This window comes from Pseudoxanthomonas mexicana (assembly GCF_014397415.1).
In the GTDB taxonomy this organism is placed as follows: domain Bacteria; phylum Pseudomonadota; class Gammaproteobacteria; order Xanthomonadales; family Xanthomonadaceae; genus Pseudoxanthomonas_A; species Pseudoxanthomonas_A mexicana.
Genome location: NZ_CP060731.1, coordinates 1,301,271 through 1,318,217 on the forward strand (window position 1 = coordinate 1,301,271; position 16,947 = coordinate 1,318,217).

The window sequence follows — 16,947 nt, forward strand, 5'->3', positions numbered from 1 at the left end:
GGGCGGTGCGGGTCCGTTCGTCGTTTCGGGGGATTCTAGCGGCTGGGGGTGGTCCTGGCGTGCGGTAGCGCCGATTACGGAATCATCCCTCCAGCGCCTTCGGCAGCCACAGCGAAAGCTCGGGGAACAGCGCCACGACCAGCAGCACCGCCAGCCCCGCCAGCCAGAACGGCCAGATCGTGCGCATGCTCTGCGCGATGGTGATCTTGCCGATGGCGGTGCCGATGAACAGCACCGAGCCCACCGGCGGTGTCACCAGGCCGATGCCGCCGGTCAGCACCAGCACCAGCCCGAAGTGGATCGGATCGATGCCGTAAGCCCTCGCCACCGGCAGGAAGATCGGCGTGCAGATCAGGATCATCGGCGCCAGGTCCATGAACGTGCCCAGCACCAGCAGCACCAGGATGATCAGCAGCAGCACCGTGTACTTGCTGTGGGCGATGGACTGCAGCGCCTCGACGGCCGCAGCGGGCACCTGCAGGTAGGCCAGCAGCCAGCCGAACACGGCTGCGGTGGCGATCACGAACAGGATGACGCCGGTGGTGCGCGCGGCATGCGTCACCGTGGCGAAGAATTCCTTCAGCGAGAGCTGGCGATACAGCACGCTGGTCACCAGCAGCGCGTAGACCACCGCGATGGCGGCGCTCTCCACCGCCGTGAAGATGCCGGCACGGATGCCGAAGAAGATCAGGCCCACCAGTCCCAGTCCCGGCAGCGCGGAAACCAGCCGCAGCAGCACCGCCTGCAGGCCCGGGAACGGTTCCGTGCCATAGCCGCGCTTGCACGCCACCGCCCAGCCCGTGAACATCAGCACGATCGTCATCAGCAGCGCGGGCACGATGCCGGCAGCGAACAGGTCGGCGATGGACAGGCCACCGCCGGCCGCTGCGGAGAACAGGATCAGGTTGTGCGAGGGCGGCACCAGCAGCGCCACCAATGCGGCGGTGATGCTGACGTTGACGGCGAAATCACGGTCGTAGCCGCGCTTGACCATCTGCGGGATCATCGTGCCGCCCACCGCCGACACGTCGGCGATGGCCGAGCCCGATACACCACCGAAGAACAGCGAAGACAGGATGCTGACCTGGCCCAGTCCGCCGCGCAGGCGGCCGACCAGCGACGCTGCCAGGCTGATGAGACGCTCGGAGATCCCGCCGCGCAGCATGATCTCGCCCGCGAAGATGAAAAGCGGAATCGCGATCAGCGATGCCGACCCGGTGCCCGATGAGATCTGCTGCACCAGCACGATGCTGGGCAGGTCCAGGTAGAGCAGTGTGGCCAGCGACGCCGCCGCCAGTGCGTACGCGACCGGCACGCCGATCAGCAGCAGGATCGCGAAGATCGAGAAGAGCAGGGTGATCGCCATGGGTCAGCGGGCCTCGTCGGTCGGCGGCGCGCGCAGCACCAGGAACAGGCGGTACAGGGCGAACACCACCATCAGCAGGCCACCCAGCGAGAGCGGCAGGTAGCCGATGCTCTGCGGCATGGGCGCACCGGCGATGCGGATGTCCAGGCCGTCGAACAGCAGCACCGCGCCCCAGTACGCCATCACCGCGCCGATGGCGGCGATCACCAGCGGCGAAACGGCATGCAACGCCTTCTTCAGGCGCGGACCCGCCGCATCGGCCAGCAGGAAGAAGCCAAAGTGCCTGTTCGTATGCACACCGGCTGCGGCGCCCAGGCTCATGGCCGTGGTCAGCAGCAGCACGGTCACCGGTTCGGTCCAGCTGGGCGAGTCGTTGATGACGTAGCGGGCGATCACCTGCCAGCCCTGCACGACCACCAATCCCAACAGCGCGGCGACCGCGACGGCGATGGCTACGTTGGACAAAGCATCCATGCCGCGTTGAAGTGGCGTGGCGGGAGCAAATGCGGCTTCTTCTGACATCGTCGGTCCTCAGGCCAGGTCGCGGATGCGGCGGTAGAGCGCGTCGATCGCCGGATCCTTGCGGTATTCGGACAGCAGCGGCTGCGAGGCACGCGCGAACGCGGCAAGGTCGGCTTCGTTATGCTCCACGCCCGCGGCGAAGACCGCTTCGCGGGCCTTCGCTTCGGATGCATCCCAGAGCGACCGCATCACGCCCACCGACTGCCGGGCGGTTTCGACAAGCAATTCGCGGTCGCGCGGTTGCAGGCCATCCAGCGTGCGCTGCGACACCAGCAGCACGTCAGGTGCGTAGGAATGGTTGGTCTGCGACCAGTAGCGCGCGGCTTCGAAGTGGCGGCTGGAATGGAAGCTGCGGATGTTGTTCTCCGCCCCGTCGATCATGCGCGTCTCCAGCCCCGAGAACACCTCGCCCAGCGACAGCGGTGTGGGATTGGCGCCGAACAGGCGCAGCATGCGGATGAAGATGTCCGATACCGGTACGCGGACCTTCAGTCCATGCAGGTCGGCGGGCACGCGGATCGCGTGCTGGGTGTTGTAGAAGCAGCGCGCGCCCGAGTCGTAGATCGCCAGGCCGACCAGGCCGCGCTTGGCGAAGCCTTCCAGCACCGCCTTGCCCACGCCCTCGTCCATCGCGCGACGCATGTGCGGCACCGAGTCGAACACGTAGGGCAGGCACAGGGCCTGGGTCAGCGGGAACGCGTTGTTCAGCGCGCCCGCGTACACGCGGGTCATGTCGATGGCGCCGAAGCGCGCCATGTCGATGGCCTCGGACTCGCGGCCCAGCTGGCCGGAGTGGTACTGGCGCAGGGTCACCCGGCCGCCCGTCTCGCGCGCCATCGTCTCGCCGATCCAGCGGACCGCCTCGACGGTGGGATAGTCCTTCACGTGCACGTCGGTGGCGGTCAGCACGTGCCTGCCCTCGTCGGCCAGCACGTGACTTCCCGCCAGCGGCATGGCGGCCGCGGCCCCGACACCGGCGGCCAGGAAGCGACGACGGTTCATCATGCGCGCCAGTCTCCTTCGTCCTTCGGGCTGGCCGCCACGGCCAGCGCCTCGATGCTGCCATGGCCGTGGAACTCGATGCGTGCCTGCTGCCCCGGCAGAATGTCGTGGATGCCGGTCGCGTTGCCGGTGGCGATCAGGTCGCCGGCTTTCAGCGGACGGCCGCGGCGGGCAGAGCGCGACAGTGCGAACGCGAAGGCCGCCCGCAGGCCGCCGGGCAGCGTGGTGGCGCCGCCCTGGCCGACCTGCCGGCCGTCTATCGAGGTGGTGCAGGTCAGCGAGGCGTCGCTGCGGTCGGTCCAGGCCGGGATTTCGGCGCCCATCACCAGGCCATTGTTGTTGCCGAAGTCCGAGACCACCACACGCGGGCCGAGCTGGTTGATCGTCGCCAGCGGGCTGCTGGCCACTTCCATGCCGATGAACAGGGTCGACGGTACGGCAGCGGCTTCGGCCGGCGTCCAGTCGGTCTTGTCCGCAGGCACGTCGACCTCCAGACGCAGCACGTATTCGGCTTCCACCGCGCCGAAGCCCCCCGAGAACACCTCGAACGTGGGCTGACCACCGGTAGCCAACTGCAGCTGGCGCGCGAAGATCGGGCCGAGCAGGCGCTCGTCGCCTGATATGTCGCGCCGTTCCGGTGCGATGAAGCCCACCTTCCACCCGACCACGCGGTCGGGCCACTGCGCAATGGCCAGATCCTGCACGCGATACGCCGTAACCAGGTCGTCGGGCACCTCGCCGGGAAAGCCGGGCAACGCCCGGCCCTGGCGGCGCGCGCCGACGAAGCCGTCCGCGATGGCAGCCAGCGCGGGCGCCGCGGAACGCGCGTCGGCGAGGGCGTTTGGGTCGTTACTCAAGTGGGTTCTCCCCGCTGCGTTTTGTTGCACTGCCGAGTGACAGCGCAGGTTGATGGCCTGTATATGGTAAACCGGTGTCATTGACAATGTGCACTGCCGCAAAATCCATCCCGATGCCACGATGCGTCGATCCACTCCTGGGAGGGAGCCAATGTTTCACGACCGTTTCCCCACGTGGGCGCGCGCCCGCGGGCTGAGTCGCGGCCTGGCCGCGATGCTGGTGCTCGCCATGGCGCCGGTGCTCGCCACCGATACCCGTCCGCTCGCATTTCCTGGCGCCCAGGGCGCGGCGGCGCACACGCCCGGTGGGCGCGGCGGCAAGATCGTGCGCGTGACCACGCTGGCGGCCGACGGTCCCGGATCGTTCAAGGAAGCGGTCAGCACCAAGGGGCCGCGCATCGTGGTGTTCGAAGTGGGCGGCGTGATCGACCTGGGCATGAAGGAGCTGCGCATCGACGAGCCGTTCCTGACCATCGCCGGCCAGACCGCGCCGCATCCCGGGGTGACGATCATCAAGGGCGGCCTGACCATCGCCACCCACGACGTGGTCATCCGCCACCTTCGCATCCGGCCGGGGGATGGCGGCCTGCCCAAGCGCTCCGGCGACATCGACGCCATCACCACCGTGCGCGGTGCGCACGACGTGATCGTGGATCACTGCTCCCTCACCTGGGCCACCGACGAGAACCTGAGCGCGTCCAGCACCCGCTTCCATGGCGAGAACGAGGCCGAATGGATGGCCAACGCCTCGCGCCGGATCACCTACAGCAACAACATCGTCGGTGAGGGACTGGCCAATTCGATCCATGCCAAGGGCGAGCACTCCAAGGGCTCACTGATCCATGACCATGTGAACGACGTGCTGATCGTCGGCAACCTGTACGCGCACAATTACGAGCGAAGCCCGCTGTTCAAGGGCGGGGCGCGCGGCCAGGTGATCAACAACCTGATCTACAACCCCGGACAGCGCGCCATTCACTACAACCTGATCGCGGAAGAGTGGTTGGGCCATCCCTATTCGAAAGGCCAGATGGTGGTGCGGGGCAATGTCATGCGCGCCGGCAGGTCGACCGAGCCGCTCGCTTTCCTGATGATCGGTGGTTCGGGCGACCTGGACCTGTATGCGCATGACAACCTGGTGGTCGATCGCATCGGCAACCAGAGCATCCAGGAAACCGGCAGCTACACCACCGCGCCGGTGAAACTCAATCGCGTCAAGACCGCGCCCGCGCTGCCGTTCGGTGTCGCGCTGTTGCCGTCCGCCCAGGTACAGGATGCGGTGATCGAGAACGTGGGCGCCACGCCCTGGAACCGCGACCTGATCGACCGCCGCATCGTCGCCGATGTCATCGAAGGGCGAGGCGAGATCATCGACAGCCAGGAGCAGGTGGGCGGCTATCCGCGGTACAAGGAAGTCCGCAAGCCCTTCGTCGAGAGCAAATGGAACCTGGACGTGATGGAGCCGAAATCGGGCAGCTACCCGCGCGGTGAACCGCTGCGCTGACGCGGCGCGGCGCGGCGTTTGAAGTCTTGATTTCTTCTGGGGCGCCCCCGCTGCTGGCAGGGGCGCATCCGTCCAGCGACATGCACCCGCCTGGCCGGGGTGGTCGCGCGCTCCATCCTGGGCAGGAAGCGTTAGCGCCGGAGCCCGTTCGAGTCGCATGGACAGACGTGTGGGTTCCTGCAGCGGGTGCATGAGCGCGCCGGTCGGCCGAACCGGCGGCCGGACTCGATCCCACGCATGATGCGGGCTGGCACAAGCCTCTCTGCCTCGGGAAGAGGGCAGACCATCCCCCTCGACCTCCGCTTCGCACGCTCTTGATCGAGAACCCCGGCACGAGGCGTCTGCGGGTCGCGCGGATCCGGGACTGCAGTTCGTAAGCGCCAGTAGTCCTCCCCGAGCGGCCGGGATGGCGGATCGCGTGCGAACAGCGGCATGCGGAAGGGCCGGGGAGCGGTGCTGGCTCGAGTGCGCGGCATGGGTGCCGTGCTCTTGACACATCGGGATCCGGCTTTGGCGGACGACACGCGGTCGCTCCCGTATACGGCTGTCGATCGGACCATCCCGCACTTCCATGGCCTTTATGCCCAGCGCACTTGGGGTGTGGCGCCACGTTCGACACGGCTGCGCTTTGCGCCAAAAGAGAAGCCCGGCCGGGAGAGGCGGCCGGGCTTCGGTGCACCCCGGTGAGGGTGCGGTACAGTCAAGTCATCAGAACTTGTAACGCAGGCCCAGCAGGTACTGACGGCCGGTCTCGCTGTACTCGAGAGGCAGTTCTACGGCGGGGTTGGACACCCAGGACTCCTGCGCCTCGTTGGTCAGGTTGCTGCCTTCGAGACTGACCTCGAGCCTGTCGTTGATCTTGTACCGGATCGACGCATCGAGCACGGTAGTGCCGCTCTGCCCGTGCACGCCGTTGGCCGCGCTGTTGAAGCCCGCTTCAGTGCCGGGCACCTGGATCAGGTAGTCGGAACGGTTGGTGGCCGAAATCCGTCCCGAAAGGCGCTCGCCTTCGTAGTACAGCGAGGCGTTCCAGCTCCGCCGGGAGGTACCTGTCAGCTCTTCCTTCTGCGCCAGGGCACCGGAGGACAGCAGGTACTGCACTTCCGAATCGACGTAGGTGTAATTCAACTGCATGCCGAAGTCGCTGAGGAAGCCGGGCAGGAAGGTGAACGGCTGCGTGTAGTTCAGCTCGACGCCGCGCAGTGCACCGCCCGGGGTGTTGATCGGAACGGTAAAGACGAAATCATCCGTAGGCAGCGCCGTGGTGCCATCCAGCAGGCTGTTGGGCAGGCCGCTGGTGTTGTAGGGGCGGGTTTCGCGCGTGTTCTGGATGAAGCTGTCGATGTCCTTGTAGAACAGCACGGCACCCAGCATCGCGCCTTCGTTGAAGTACCACTCCAGGCCCAGGTCGTAGGTCTTCGCGCGTTGCGGATCCAGCAGCGGGTTGCCGGCCGAGACGGTCCTGGCGGAACCGCTGACGCTGACGGTCACGCCCGGGCTCAGGTTGCCGAGCGGCGGACGCGCCATCACCTTGGCGGCGCCGAAGCGGATCAGGAAATCGGGCGTGATCTCGGCCACCAGATTCAACGATGGGAGCGTATCGCTGTATTCCCGGTCCACGGTGATCACGGTCGGCGTGCCGTTGACCGTGCCGACGCCGGTCGAGTTCTGATTCGTGCGCACGTAACGCACGCCGAAATTGCCGGAGAACGGTACCGGTCCCAGGTCCGTGCTGAACTCGCCCATCAGGTAGACGCCGCGATCCTGCTCGCCGACGCTCTGGTCGCTGGGGTTGTAGTTGGCCATCGTGAACGTGCCGCTGTCGCTGAAGATGCCGTACATGTTGGCGATGGCGTCGAAGTCCGGCACCACCCACGTACCCGGCGACCCGCTGACGCCGCGGAGCCTGGCCAGGACGATCTGGTCCGTCGGCAACGGCACGGGCGAAGTGGACGTGCCGCCGGTGGTGTTGGTCGGCACGATGGTCTCGGTGGCGGCGCGCCGGCGCTCGCTGGACACGAAGCCGAAATTCTTGGCCTGGATGCCGCCCTTCAGGGTGAAGCTCGGCGACACGATCCAGGAGAAATCCAGCTGGCCGGTGTCGTAGTCGTTGGTGACGTAGTTCTCGCGAAGCCGGATGACCGACAGGTTCCATCCGTTCGGATCGGTCGGATCGATGCCGTAGTTGAAGACGGGGAGATTGCGGTTTCCGCGATAGTCGTAGCTGTAGCCGTTCACCCCGTACCGATCCATCATGACCGTCGCCTGGATCGGGTTGCGGTGTTCGGATTTCGAGGTGCCGACCTTGCCGCTGATGCGGAAGCTGTCGCTGAAACGGTGTTCGCCGTCCAGGCTGATCTGCCTGAACGTCGTTTCCCATTCGTCATGGCGGTTCTCGGCGCGCAGGCCGACGTTGTCCATTACCGCGTAGACCAGCGCGCCGTTCTCGATCACGCCATCGATCACCCGGATGTCGTTCTTCCTGCCGGCACCGCTGGACTTGCTCAGGCTGTTGGCCTCGATGTAGCGCTCGTCGCGAACCGCGTCGATCTTCGAGTACAGCGCGTCCAGGCTGAACGTGGTGTCGGACGAAGGTTTGAACTGCAGCGCACCGGTCACGCCAAGTCGCTTCTGATCGTGCTCCATCAGCGTATAGCGCGGGAAGCGGGGCGCGTAGACGTCGGCAGCCAGCGCCGGCGTGAAGGGCGAGGCCGCATTGAATCCGCCGTTGGTCGTTCCGCCGGCCCAGCGCACGGTTCCCGACCCCTCTTCCACGGTGTCCCGCTCGGAATAGGCGACCGAGAGCAGGGCGCCGAATCGGCCATCGGCCCAGCTGTTCGAGATCAGGCCGGCGAAACGCGGGCTGGTGGTTTCCGCAGCGTCGTTGAAGCTGCCCTGCAGGTTGCCCGTGGCGGTGAAGCCATCGAAATCGAAGGGGCGTGCCGTACGCAGGTCGACCGTCGCACCCAGCGATCCCTCCTCGACATCGGCCGAGGCAGTCTTGCGTGCGATCAGCTGCGAGAACAGGTCGGATGCGAACACGTTGAAGTCGAAGCTGCGGCTGCGGTTGGCGCCGCCCTGTCCGTCGCTGCTGCCGACCGAGCTCATCGCCTCAAGGCCGTTCAGGCGCACGCGGGTGAACTGCGGGCCCAGGCCGCGCACGGTGATGTTGCGTCCCTCGCCTGCATCGCGGGTGATCACCACGCCCGGAATGCGCTGAAGCGACTCGGCGAGGTTGAGGTCGGGAAACTTGCCGATGTCCTGCGCGACGATGGCGTCGACGATGCCTTTCTCGCCGCGCTTGATGTCGAGCGCTCTCTCGAGACTGGCGCGATAGCCGGTCACGCTGATCGTATCCAGCGTGGTATCCACGTTTTCCTGTGCGTCTGCGTCGGCGGATGGCTCGGTCTCCTGAGCATGCGCCGCGGCACCCAACTGCAGAGCCAGACCGATCGAGACGGCAAGTATGGTAACCGGTGTCTTCCGGCGATGATGGCGTACTGGCATGTTCCTCCCCTCCTCAAGGGACCATGGCCGCATGGAGCGAAAATTTGTTGGTAAAAAAGCGTGTTTTCCGTGCTGTGACCCTGTCCAACTGATAAAATGACACCGCTGGTCAAAAACAACGCTAACAGAGTGTGCGCTGCAACAACAACTGTCAGATGAGCCGGTTTATCTTGTCCCATGGACAAGGCCTGGCGGGTGGCGCGCGGCATCCACGCACGGGAGGAGAAGGGGAATGGGAACCATCGTCTGTTTCGGTGAGCTGCTGCTGCGGCTGGGTGCGCCCGGCCGTCAGATGCTGTTGCAGTCGCCGGTGCTGGATGTCCACGTCGGGGGCGCGGAAGCGAACGTGGCCGTGTCGCTGGCGCGCTTCGGCCATGACGCGCGCATGGTCGGCGTGGTCGCCGACAATGCGCTGGGCGAAGCCGCGCTTGGCGAGCTGCGCCGGCATCGTGTCGACACGCGCGCGGTGCAGCAGGTTGCGGGACGCATGGGGCTGTACTTCCTCACGCCCGGCGCGATCCAGCGGCCGAGCGAGGTGCTCTACGACCGCGCGGACTCGGCCTTCGCTCGGGTCGGCGGCGGCACCCACGACTGGCCTGCACTGCTGGCGGGCGCGGACTGGCTGCACGTCTCCGGCGTGACGCCCGCGCTGGGCCAGCGGGCGGCGGATGTTGTGCTGGCGGCGGTCAGGGCCGCGCGCGCCGACGGGACGAAGGTGTCCTTCGACGGCAACTTCCGGCCGAAGCTGTGGGAGGCCTGGGGGGGCGATGCGCCCACGATCCTGCGCGCGCTGATGGCCGAAGCCGACCTGTTGTTCGCCAGCCATCGCGACCTGCAGGTGGTGCTGGGCCTGGAGTTCCCGCAGGCGACGCCGCAGGAGCGCTTCGCTGCCGGCGCGGCCGAGGCTTTCCGGGCGTTTCCGCATCTGCGCCAGATGGCGGCCACCGTGCGCGTGCAGCGCAGCGTGGACCACCATGTCATCTCCGGCATCACAGCCTTGCGCGATGGCGCGCTGCATACCACGGCCGCGCGCGACGTCTCGCCGATCGTCGACCGCATCGGCACCGGCGATGCCTTCGCGGCGGGTGTGCTGCACGGCGGCCTGACGGGCCTGTCGGCGCAGGAAGCCCTGGACTTCGGCGTGGCGGCGGCCTGCCTCAAGCACTCGCTGCCGGGCGACTTCAACCTGGTGGGTGCGGACGACGTGCATGCGCTGCTGGGCGAGAACGCCCTGGACGTGAAGCGCTGATCGGTCCGGAATGCAGGGAATGCTGCGTTGCGGCATCTTCGGACGCAGGAAAAACTATCGTTTGAAAATGCCCGCACGGGCTTTGCCCTCCGCACGATTCCCGCAGACTGCGCGGCATGAAGAGTGCCGTCCATGCGTAGCAAGCTGTTCGTCCCCGGTAACCGGCCCGCGTTGTTCGCCAAGGCACTGGCGAGCGCGGCCGAGATGCTGTCCTTCGACCTGGAAGACGCCGTGGCCGGCGACGACAAGGGCGCGGCACGCGCGCAGGTCGCCGCCTTCCTGCGCGGCGTACCGCACCGCGCTGCGGACAAGCAGGTCGTGGTGCGGGTGAATGCATGGCACACCTCCGGCTGGGAAGACGATCTGCGCGCGATCCTGCCGCTGGACATCGACCTGCTGAACCTGCCCAAGATCGAATCGGTGGAACAGCTTCGCCAGGCGATCGGCGAGATCGAAGCGGTCGAGCTGCAGCTGGGCCTGCGCCGGGCCGTCGGCCTGCTGATCAACATCGAGACACCGCGCGCCCTGCGTCATGCCGCGCAGATCGCCCGGGCGCATCCGCGCGTGCGCGGCCTGCAACTGGGCCTGGGCGACCTGTTCGAACCGCACGGCATCCGTCGTGCGGACCTGCGCAATGTGCACGCCGCACAGTACGCGCTGCGGATGGCGGCCGCGGAAGCCGGCGTGTTCGCCTACGACGCCGCATTCCCCGGGCTGGACGACGAAGCGGGCTTCATGGCCGAGGCCGATTCGGCGCGTGCGCTGGGTTTCGCCGGCAAGAGCTGCGTGCATCCGCGCCAGGTGGCCTGGGCCAACGCCGCGTTCTCGCCGTCGGAAGAGGAGATCGAGGCCGCCCGTCGCATCGTCGGCGCGGCGACGGCGGACGGAAGCGCGTTCGCGGTCGATGGCCGGATGGTGGACGCGCCTTTCCTGGCGCGCGCGCGGGCGGTCCTGGCCACGCTGGACCGGGAGCCGCGGTGATGCAGGGCGGAACGGTCCGATCCTGGGCGCGAGGACGTGGGCGCCGCGCGTCGCATGCGATCTACCTGTTGATGCTGGTCGTGCTGGCGATGGCGTACCGTCCCGCGATGGCGGAGAGCCTGACGCGGCTGAACGCGTCCACGTTGCCTGCGCCACCGGAGCCCGTGCGGGGCCTGTACACGCTTGACGACACCCTCCTGGCATCGGGCGATGCCGGGGCATCATGGTGGGATCGCACAAGCTCGCGCTGGCGTCCGCTGCGGGTGCCGCCCGTGTCCGCGGGCGAGGGCGCGTGGCGCAACGCCGCACCGGGACGCCTGTATCGACTGCAGCGCACGCGCGACGGCACCGACATGGCCGGCCTGGAGCGTGCATCGCGAACCGGCGACACGCTGGTATGGCGCGCGCTGCCTCCCTTCCCACGGCACCTGCGGCACGTGCAGGTCGCCGAAGGCGGAGACACGCTGTATGTGTCCGGGCAGGATGGTGCCGGGCATGTGCTGTTCCTGCGGCGTGCGGTGACCACGGACACGGTGCCTTGGGAGGCATTGCCGCCCTGGCCAGGCACGGGCGTGCCCGCTTCGCTGGTCGCGCAGCGCGGCGAACTGATGACCACCGTGTCGGGTGCGGCGGCTGATGTGCTGTGGCGCTGGTCGCGCGACGGCGGCTGGCGGATGTTGCCGCCGGTGCCGGGGAAGCTCGTCGCCGATGGCCCGGCGCGGGCGGTCGGCCAGGCGCACGTGCTGTATGCGTTGCAGTCCCACGACGATCCGGCGGCGGCCCACCTCGCCACCTTCCATACCATCACCGGCGCGTGGGCCGAGCTGGATCCGCCCGATGGGGGACTGCCCGCTTCGATGACGGCGTGGGGCGATGGCGTGGCCGGCGTGGACGCCCGCACCGGCGCCGTGCGCACGGTGGCGCTGGTCGGCAACACCTACCTGCTCAAGTGGCTGGACTGGCTGGTCATCGTGGTCTACCTGGCGGCCATGGTCGGCATCGGCCTGTACTTCTACCTGCAGGAGAAGCGGGCCTCCACGGCGGACTTCTTCGTCGGCGGACGCAGCATCCCTTTCTGGGCCGCGGGCGTCAGCCTGTATGCCACCAACACCAGCTCCATCAGTTTCATCGCCATCCCGGCCAAGGCGTTCGAGACCAACTGGCAGTACCTCACCAACAACCTGATCGCGGTGCTCGGCCTGATGTTCGTCGCGGTGTGGATCGTGCCGCTGCTGCGCCGGCTGGACCTGATGTCGGTGTTCTCCTACCTGGAGAAGCGCTTCCATCCGGCCATCCGCATGCTGGCCAGCGCGTTGTGCATCGCCATGCAGATCGGCAGCCGGATGAGCGTGATCCTGTTCCTGCCGGCGCTGGCGATCGCCACCATCACTGGCATCGACGTGGTGTGGAGCATCCTCATCATGGGGGTGTTCACCATCCTCTACACCACGCTGGGCGGCATGAAGGCGGTCATCTGGACCGACTTCGTGCAGGTCTTCGTGATGTTCGGCGGCGCGATCTTCGCCATCGGCTTCATCATCTACCACCTCAACGGCGGCGTGCCGGAGTTCGTCCAGGTGGCGATGGCCGAGGACAAGACCCGGCTGTTCGATTTCAGCTTCGACCTGACCAAGGCGACCGTCTGGGGCTTCATATTCCTGGTGCTGTTCGACGTGGTGCTGACGTTCCCGAAAGACCAGGTGCTGATGCAGCGCGTGCTGTCCACCAAGTCCGACAAGGAGGCCGGCCGCTCCATCTGGACCTTCGCAGCCATCATGATCCCCGGCGGGTTCTTCTTCTACGCCATCGGCACCGCGCTGTACGTGTACTACCAGTCGCACCCGGAGCGGATGAATCCGCTGCTGCCCATCGACGCCACGTTCCCGCTGTTCATCGCGGCGGAACTGCCGATGGGCGTCACCGGCCTGATCATCGCCGGCATCTTCGCCGCCGCCATGTCCACGCTGTCCAGCATCATCAACAGCGTGTCGACGCTGGCTTCGGTCGACTTCTACGAGAAGCTGGCCCGCAACCCGACGCCGAAGAAGAGCGTGCTGTTCGCGGAAATCATGGGCGTGCTGGTCGGCCTGGCGGGCATCGGCATCGCGCTGCTGCTGTCGCGCTACGACATCCATTCCCTGTTCGACGTGTCGATCGAGCTGGCGGGCCTGCTGGGCGGTGGATTCGCCGGTGCATACACGCTGGGCATGTTCACCCGCCGCGCGAACGCGCAGGGCGTGGCCATCGGCATAGGCGGCAGCATCGCGCTGACCCTGCTGGTGTGGTCGATGGACCTGGTGCATCCGTACTTCTACCTGGGCATCTCCATCCTGCTGTGCATCGTCATCGGCTACGCCGCCAGTTGGCTGTTCCCGCCGCCCGCGCAATCGCTGCAGGGCCTGACCATCCATCGCCAGGATGCGGTGGCTGCGTCGGGGTGAGCGCATGGGCCATCGGTCCTGTCGCCGCCACCGGTCGGCTCGTGTAGCCTGAAGACGACAGGGGAGACGCGTGGATACCCAGTTCCTGAATACCTTCGTGGTGGTGGCCGACCGCGGCTCGATGGCCGCGGCCGCACGCGTGCTGAACATCACGCCGGCCGCGGTGGCGCAGCAGATCCGCACGCTGGAGCGCGAACTCGGCGCACCGCTGATTGCGCGCGCTGGCCGCACCGTCAGCCTGACCGAGGAAGGCTCGCGCATCCTGCAGCGTGCCCGCGACCTGCTGCGCGACGTGGCCGACATGCGCAGCGTGGCCAACGACAGCGAGGTCTCCGGCGAACTCCGCCTGGGCGCCTGCCCCACCGCGCTGGCCGGCATGCTGCCGGACATCCTGGCGCGGATGGTGGAGGCCTTTCCGCAGATCAACGTCTACATCCGGCCGGGCTACTCGGCCGAGCTCTACCGCGCGGTGGAAACGGGCGAACTGGACGCCGCCGTGGTGCTGCAGGCGCCGTACAACCTGCCCAAGACCTGTGACTGGCAGCTGCTGCGCGAGGAACCGCTGGTGATGATCGCGCCGGCGCGCCTGGCCGGGCGCGACCCGCACGAACTGCTGCGCACCGAGCCCCTGATCCGCTACGACCGCAACCAGTGGGGCGGGCGCGTGGCGGACGACTACCTGCGCCGCGCCGGCATCGTGCCGCGCGAGCGCTTCGAACTGAACGGACTCAACGCCATCGCGGTGATGGTCGACCGTGGCCTGGGCGTGTCGCTGGTGCCCGACTGGGCCAAGCCCTGGCCGGAAGGCCTGGACCTGGTGCGCATTCCGCTGCCGCTGCCCAGCGAGCCACGCCGGATCGGCATGGTGTGGTCGCGTTCGACCGTGCGCATCCGCCTGGTCACCGTGCTGCTGCAGGAGAGCCGCGCCGCCACCGGCCACGCGTGAGCCTTCGCCGCGGTGGCAATGTTGCAGTGCACGCTACAAAAACTAGCCTGTGAACATATCCGCGGGCGATTCCTCCGCGACATGCGCTTGCCTAGGCTGTGGCCATCGTCGGGTTCGAGCGTCTGGGAGGAACGCTGGGCACGCCGGCCGTCGTCGCGGCCTTCTCGCACACACATCCTTGTCAACGGAGCGGGCGCCTGGTGCGTGGCCGCACCGTCCACCGAAGCATTCCGAGAATCGATCATGAAACAGGTACCCGCCGCGTTCGGCGTTTTCCTGCTGGCCGCCGCCGTGAGCGCCAGCGTCAAGGCCCAACAGAACACTCCACCGCCGCCGCAGGACGCAGCGAATGAAGAAGAACGGGCGAAGGACGCCGTCGACCTGGACCAGGTGATCGTCACCGGTGTGCGCGCGCCGAAGGCCGTGGACAGGATCCCGGGCGCGGTGTCGCTGGTCAGCAAGGAAGAGATCGCGCATACGCTGCTGGTCACCGAGGATGCCACCGCCGTGCTGGCGCGCACCGTGCCGGGTTATGCGGAGGCTTCGCAGGCCATGAGCAACAGCGGCGAGACGCTGCGCGGCCGCGTGGCGCTGCGCCTGTTCGACGGCGTGCCGCAGGGCTCGCCGCTGCGCGACGGCAGCCGCAATGCGACCTTCACCGACATGGGCATCGTGGGCCGCGTGGAAGTGATCAACGGCCCGTCCGCGTCCGAGGGCATCGGCGCGGCGGGCGGCATCATCAACTACATCTCCGCCGTGCCGACCAAGGAGGGCAGCGAGTTCCGCTTCCTGTCGCGCTACTCCACCCAGTTCAAGGACGACAGCGCCGGCTGGAAGCTGGGCCTGAACTACGCCTACAAGCAGGACAACTACGACCTCATCGCCGGCGTGGCGCAGATCGACCGCGGCATGGGCTACGACGCCGATGGCGTGCGCCTGGGCATGAATACCAGCGGTTCGGTCAACGATTCGGTGGCACGCAATGTCTTCGTCAAGGGTGGCTTCAATTTCGGCGAGGATCTGGAAAAGCGCCTGCAGCTGAGCTACAGCCATTTCAAGATCGAAGGCAACGGCAACTACATCCAGGTCGACGGCTGCCGCTACGAGCCGGGCTGGTGCGAGGACCCGCGCCCGAACACCTCCGAACGCGGCCAGATCTTCGGCAGCAAGGCCGAGTTCAACGACTTCCGCCAGGTCAACCTGCAGTACACCGATGGCGACTTCCTCGGCGGCACGCTGAACCTCAACGCCTACTGGGCCGACCAGGCCATGCGCTATCCGCCGGAGAACGGCAGCGACCGCCAGGATCCGCTGATCCCGCCGAACGGCCCCGACGGCCTGATCTGGGACCAGTCGGAGATCAATTCCGACAAGGTCGGCTTCCGTCCTTCGTGGGTGCGCGGCGAGCTGTTCGGCGTGCCCGGCCTGGAACTGCGCACCGGCGTGGACTGGGTGCGCGACAAGGCGGACCAGCGCCTGGCGTTGACCAACCGCGTGTGGGTGCCGCCGATGGAGTACGAGAGCATCGCGCCCTACGCGCAGCTGAGCTGGGACATCGGCCCGGTGACGCTGAGCGGCGGCCTGCGCCGTGAAGACGGCGAGCTGAGCGTGGACGACTACACCACCACCTGGTTCCGCGACCGCCGCTTCGTGCAGGGCGGCAAACTGAGCTACCAGGAGAACCTGGTGAATTTCGGCGCCATCTGGCGCATCACCGAGCAGTGGTCCGTGTTCGGCGCCTACGGCGAGGGCTTCGGCCTGCCCAACGTGGGCATTCCGCTGCGCAACATCTCCTGCCCGGACGACCCCAACGACACCAAGCCGGATGGCTGCCCCGGCGATCCGCCGGTCTCGGTCGATTCGACGTTCCGCGAGCTGTCCGCGGTCGTGGTCGACAACCGCGAGGTCGGCGTCAACTGGCGTGGCGATACCACCTCCTTCAGCGCGTCGTACTACGACTCGCGTTCCGACTACGGCACCTCCTTCGCCATCGATCCTGCCACGAACGACTATGTGCTGTTCCGTGCGCCGACCCGGATCAAGGGGTTCGAGTTCTCCGGCGACTGGAACATCAACGAGGACTGGAAACTCAGTGGCCTGTACTCGCGCATTCGAGGCAAGACCGCGTTCTGGACGGAGGATCCCGCCGGCCGGTTCGGCGCGGGCGGACTCAACAAGCCGATGGGCGCGCTGGACATCAATCCGGACAAGATAGGCCTGTCCGTGCGCTGGAAGTTCAACGAGGCCGGCGATGTCACCCTGGGCTCGACCACGCTGCTTTCCCGCGACCTGTCCGGCAGCGACGTGCGCGAATTCGACAACCGTACCTTCAGCTACGAAGAGCATACGACGGGTTACACGCTGTTCGATCTAGGCATGAACTATCGGGTGGAGAAGTGGGGACGCTTCTCGCTGGGCATCGAGAACCTGACCAACAAGCAGTACATCCTGACCTGGTCGCAGGTGCCGGGGTTCCGCAACTACTGGGCCGGCCGTGGCCGCATGTACTCCTTCACCTACGAGTACACGTTCTGATCCACCATCCGCGGATGCCCGCACTCTCCCACGTTGC

At 67.1% G+C, this 16,947-nt stretch carries 11 protein-coding genes; 6 read left to right on the top strand and 5 right to left on the bottom strand.

The features are described from left to right. Positions 1-82: 82 nt before the first annotated feature. The 4 genes from IAE60_RS05870 to IAE60_RS05885 are packed head-to-tail and all read right to left on the bottom strand — an operon-like array spanning position 83 to position 3,747. Positions 83-1,366, bottom strand: coding sequence for a TRAP transporter large permease (locus IAE60_RS05870; protein WP_187574220.1), 1,284 nt, complete (start codon positions 1,364-1,366; stop codon positions 83-85). A gap of 3 nt (positions 1,367-1,369) precedes the next feature. Continuing rightward, entirely contained in the window at positions 1,370-1,888 is a 519-nt protein-coding gene (locus tag IAE60_RS05875) for a TRAP transporter small permease (RefSeq protein ID WP_187574221.1), read from the bottom strand. 9 nt (positions 1,889-1,897) lie between these two features. After that, a complete protein-coding gene (locus IAE60_RS05880; protein ID WP_185895094.1) occupies positions 1,898-2,893 on the bottom strand; it encodes a TRAP transporter substrate-binding protein in 996 nt (331 codons plus the stop codon). Beyond that, complete coding sequence (locus IAE60_RS05885; protein WP_187574222.1) at positions 2,890-3,747, bottom strand: 2-keto-4-pentenoate hydratase; 858 nt, start codon at positions 3,745-3,747, stop codon at positions 2,890-2,892. The genes IAE60_RS05880 and IAE60_RS05885 overlap by 4 nt, the downstream gene beginning before the upstream one ends. 151 nt (positions 3,748-3,898) lie before the next feature. On the opposite strand from IAE60_RS05885, the gene IAE60_RS05890 reads away from it, so the two are divergent. Then, a complete protein-coding gene (locus IAE60_RS05890) occupies positions 3,899-5,251 on the top strand; it encodes a pectate lyase family protein (protein WP_187574223.1) in 1,353 nt (450 codons plus the stop codon). 708 nt (positions 5,252-5,959) lie between these two features. Here IAE60_RS05890 and IAE60_RS05895 read toward each other — a convergent pair. Next, positions 5,960-8,758, bottom strand: a complete 2,799-nt coding sequence (locus IAE60_RS05895; protein ID WP_187574224.1) for a TonB-dependent receptor — start codon at positions 8,756-8,758, stop codon at positions 5,960-5,962. Between the two features lie 232 nt (positions 8,759-8,990). Between IAE60_RS05895 and IAE60_RS05900 the strand changes: the two genes are divergently transcribed. From IAE60_RS05900 to IAE60_RS05920, 5 genes are all read left to right on the top strand, one after another. Continuing rightward, positions 8,991-10,007 (top strand): sugar kinase, encoded by a 1,017-nt coding sequence (locus IAE60_RS05900; RefSeq protein ID WP_187574225.1) that lies wholly within the window; start codon positions 8,991-8,993, stop codon positions 10,005-10,007. Positions 10,008-10,139: 132 nt separating this feature from the next. After that, a complete protein-coding gene (locus IAE60_RS05905) occupies positions 10,140-10,988 on the top strand; it encodes an HpcH/HpaI aldolase/citrate lyase family protein (RefSeq protein WP_187574226.1) in 849 nt (282 codons plus the stop codon). Positions 10,989-11,059: 71 nt separating this feature from the next. Then, positions 11,060-13,429 carry a sodium:solute symporter gene (locus IAE60_RS05910; protein WP_244966671.1) on the top strand — a complete coding sequence of 790 codons (2,370 nt, stop codon included), beginning with the start codon at positions 11,060-11,062 and terminating at the stop codon, positions 13,427-13,429. 70 nt (positions 13,430-13,499) lie between these two features. After that, positions 13,500-14,375 (top strand): LysR family transcriptional regulator, encoded by an 876-nt coding sequence (locus IAE60_RS05915; protein ID WP_187574228.1) that lies wholly within the window; start codon positions 13,500-13,502, stop codon positions 14,373-14,375. 243 nt (positions 14,376-14,618) lie between these two features. Next, positions 14,619-16,910: a TonB-dependent receptor gene (locus IAE60_RS05920; protein ID WP_244966672.1), complete on the top strand. Its 2,292-nt coding sequence runs from the start codon at positions 14,619-14,621 to the stop codon at positions 16,908-16,910. Positions 16,911-16,947 lie beyond the last annotated feature (37 nt).

Bases quoted from the DNA above. Each gene is read 5' to 3' on its own strand.
- IAE60_RS05890 (WP_187574223.1), top strand. From the start codon at position 3,899: ATGTTTCACGACCGTTTCCCCACGTGGGCGCGCGCCCGCGGGCTGAGT.
- IAE60_RS05900 (WP_187574225.1), top strand. From the start codon at position 8,991: ATGGGAACCATCGTCTGTTTCGGTGAGCTGCTGCTGCGGCTGGGTGCG.
- IAE60_RS05905 (WP_187574226.1), top strand. From the start codon at position 10,140: ATGCGTAGCAAGCTGTTCGTCCCCGGTAACCGGCCCGCGTTGTTCGCC.
- IAE60_RS05870 (WP_187574220.1), bottom strand. From the start codon at position 1,366: ATGGCGATCACCCTGCTCTTCTCGATCTTCGCGATCCTGCTGCTGATC.
- IAE60_RS05875 (WP_187574221.1), bottom strand. From the start codon at position 1,888: ATGTCAGAAGAAGCCGCATTTGCTCCCGCCACGCCACTTCAACGCGGC.
- IAE60_RS05910 (WP_244966671.1), top strand. From the start codon at position 11,060: ATGCTGGTCGTGCTGGCGATGGCGTACCGTCCCGCGATGGCGGAGAGC.
- IAE60_RS05880 (WP_185895094.1), bottom strand. From the start codon at position 2,893: ATGATGAACCGTCGTCGCTTCCTGGCCGCCGGTGTCGGGGCCGCGGCC.
- IAE60_RS05895 (WP_187574224.1), bottom strand. From the start codon at position 8,758: ATGCCAGTACGCCATCATCGCCGGAAGACACCGGTTACCATACTTGCC.
- IAE60_RS05920 (WP_244966672.1), top strand. From the start codon at position 14,619: ATGAAACAGGTACCCGCCGCGTTCGGCGTTTTCCTGCTGGCCGCCGCC.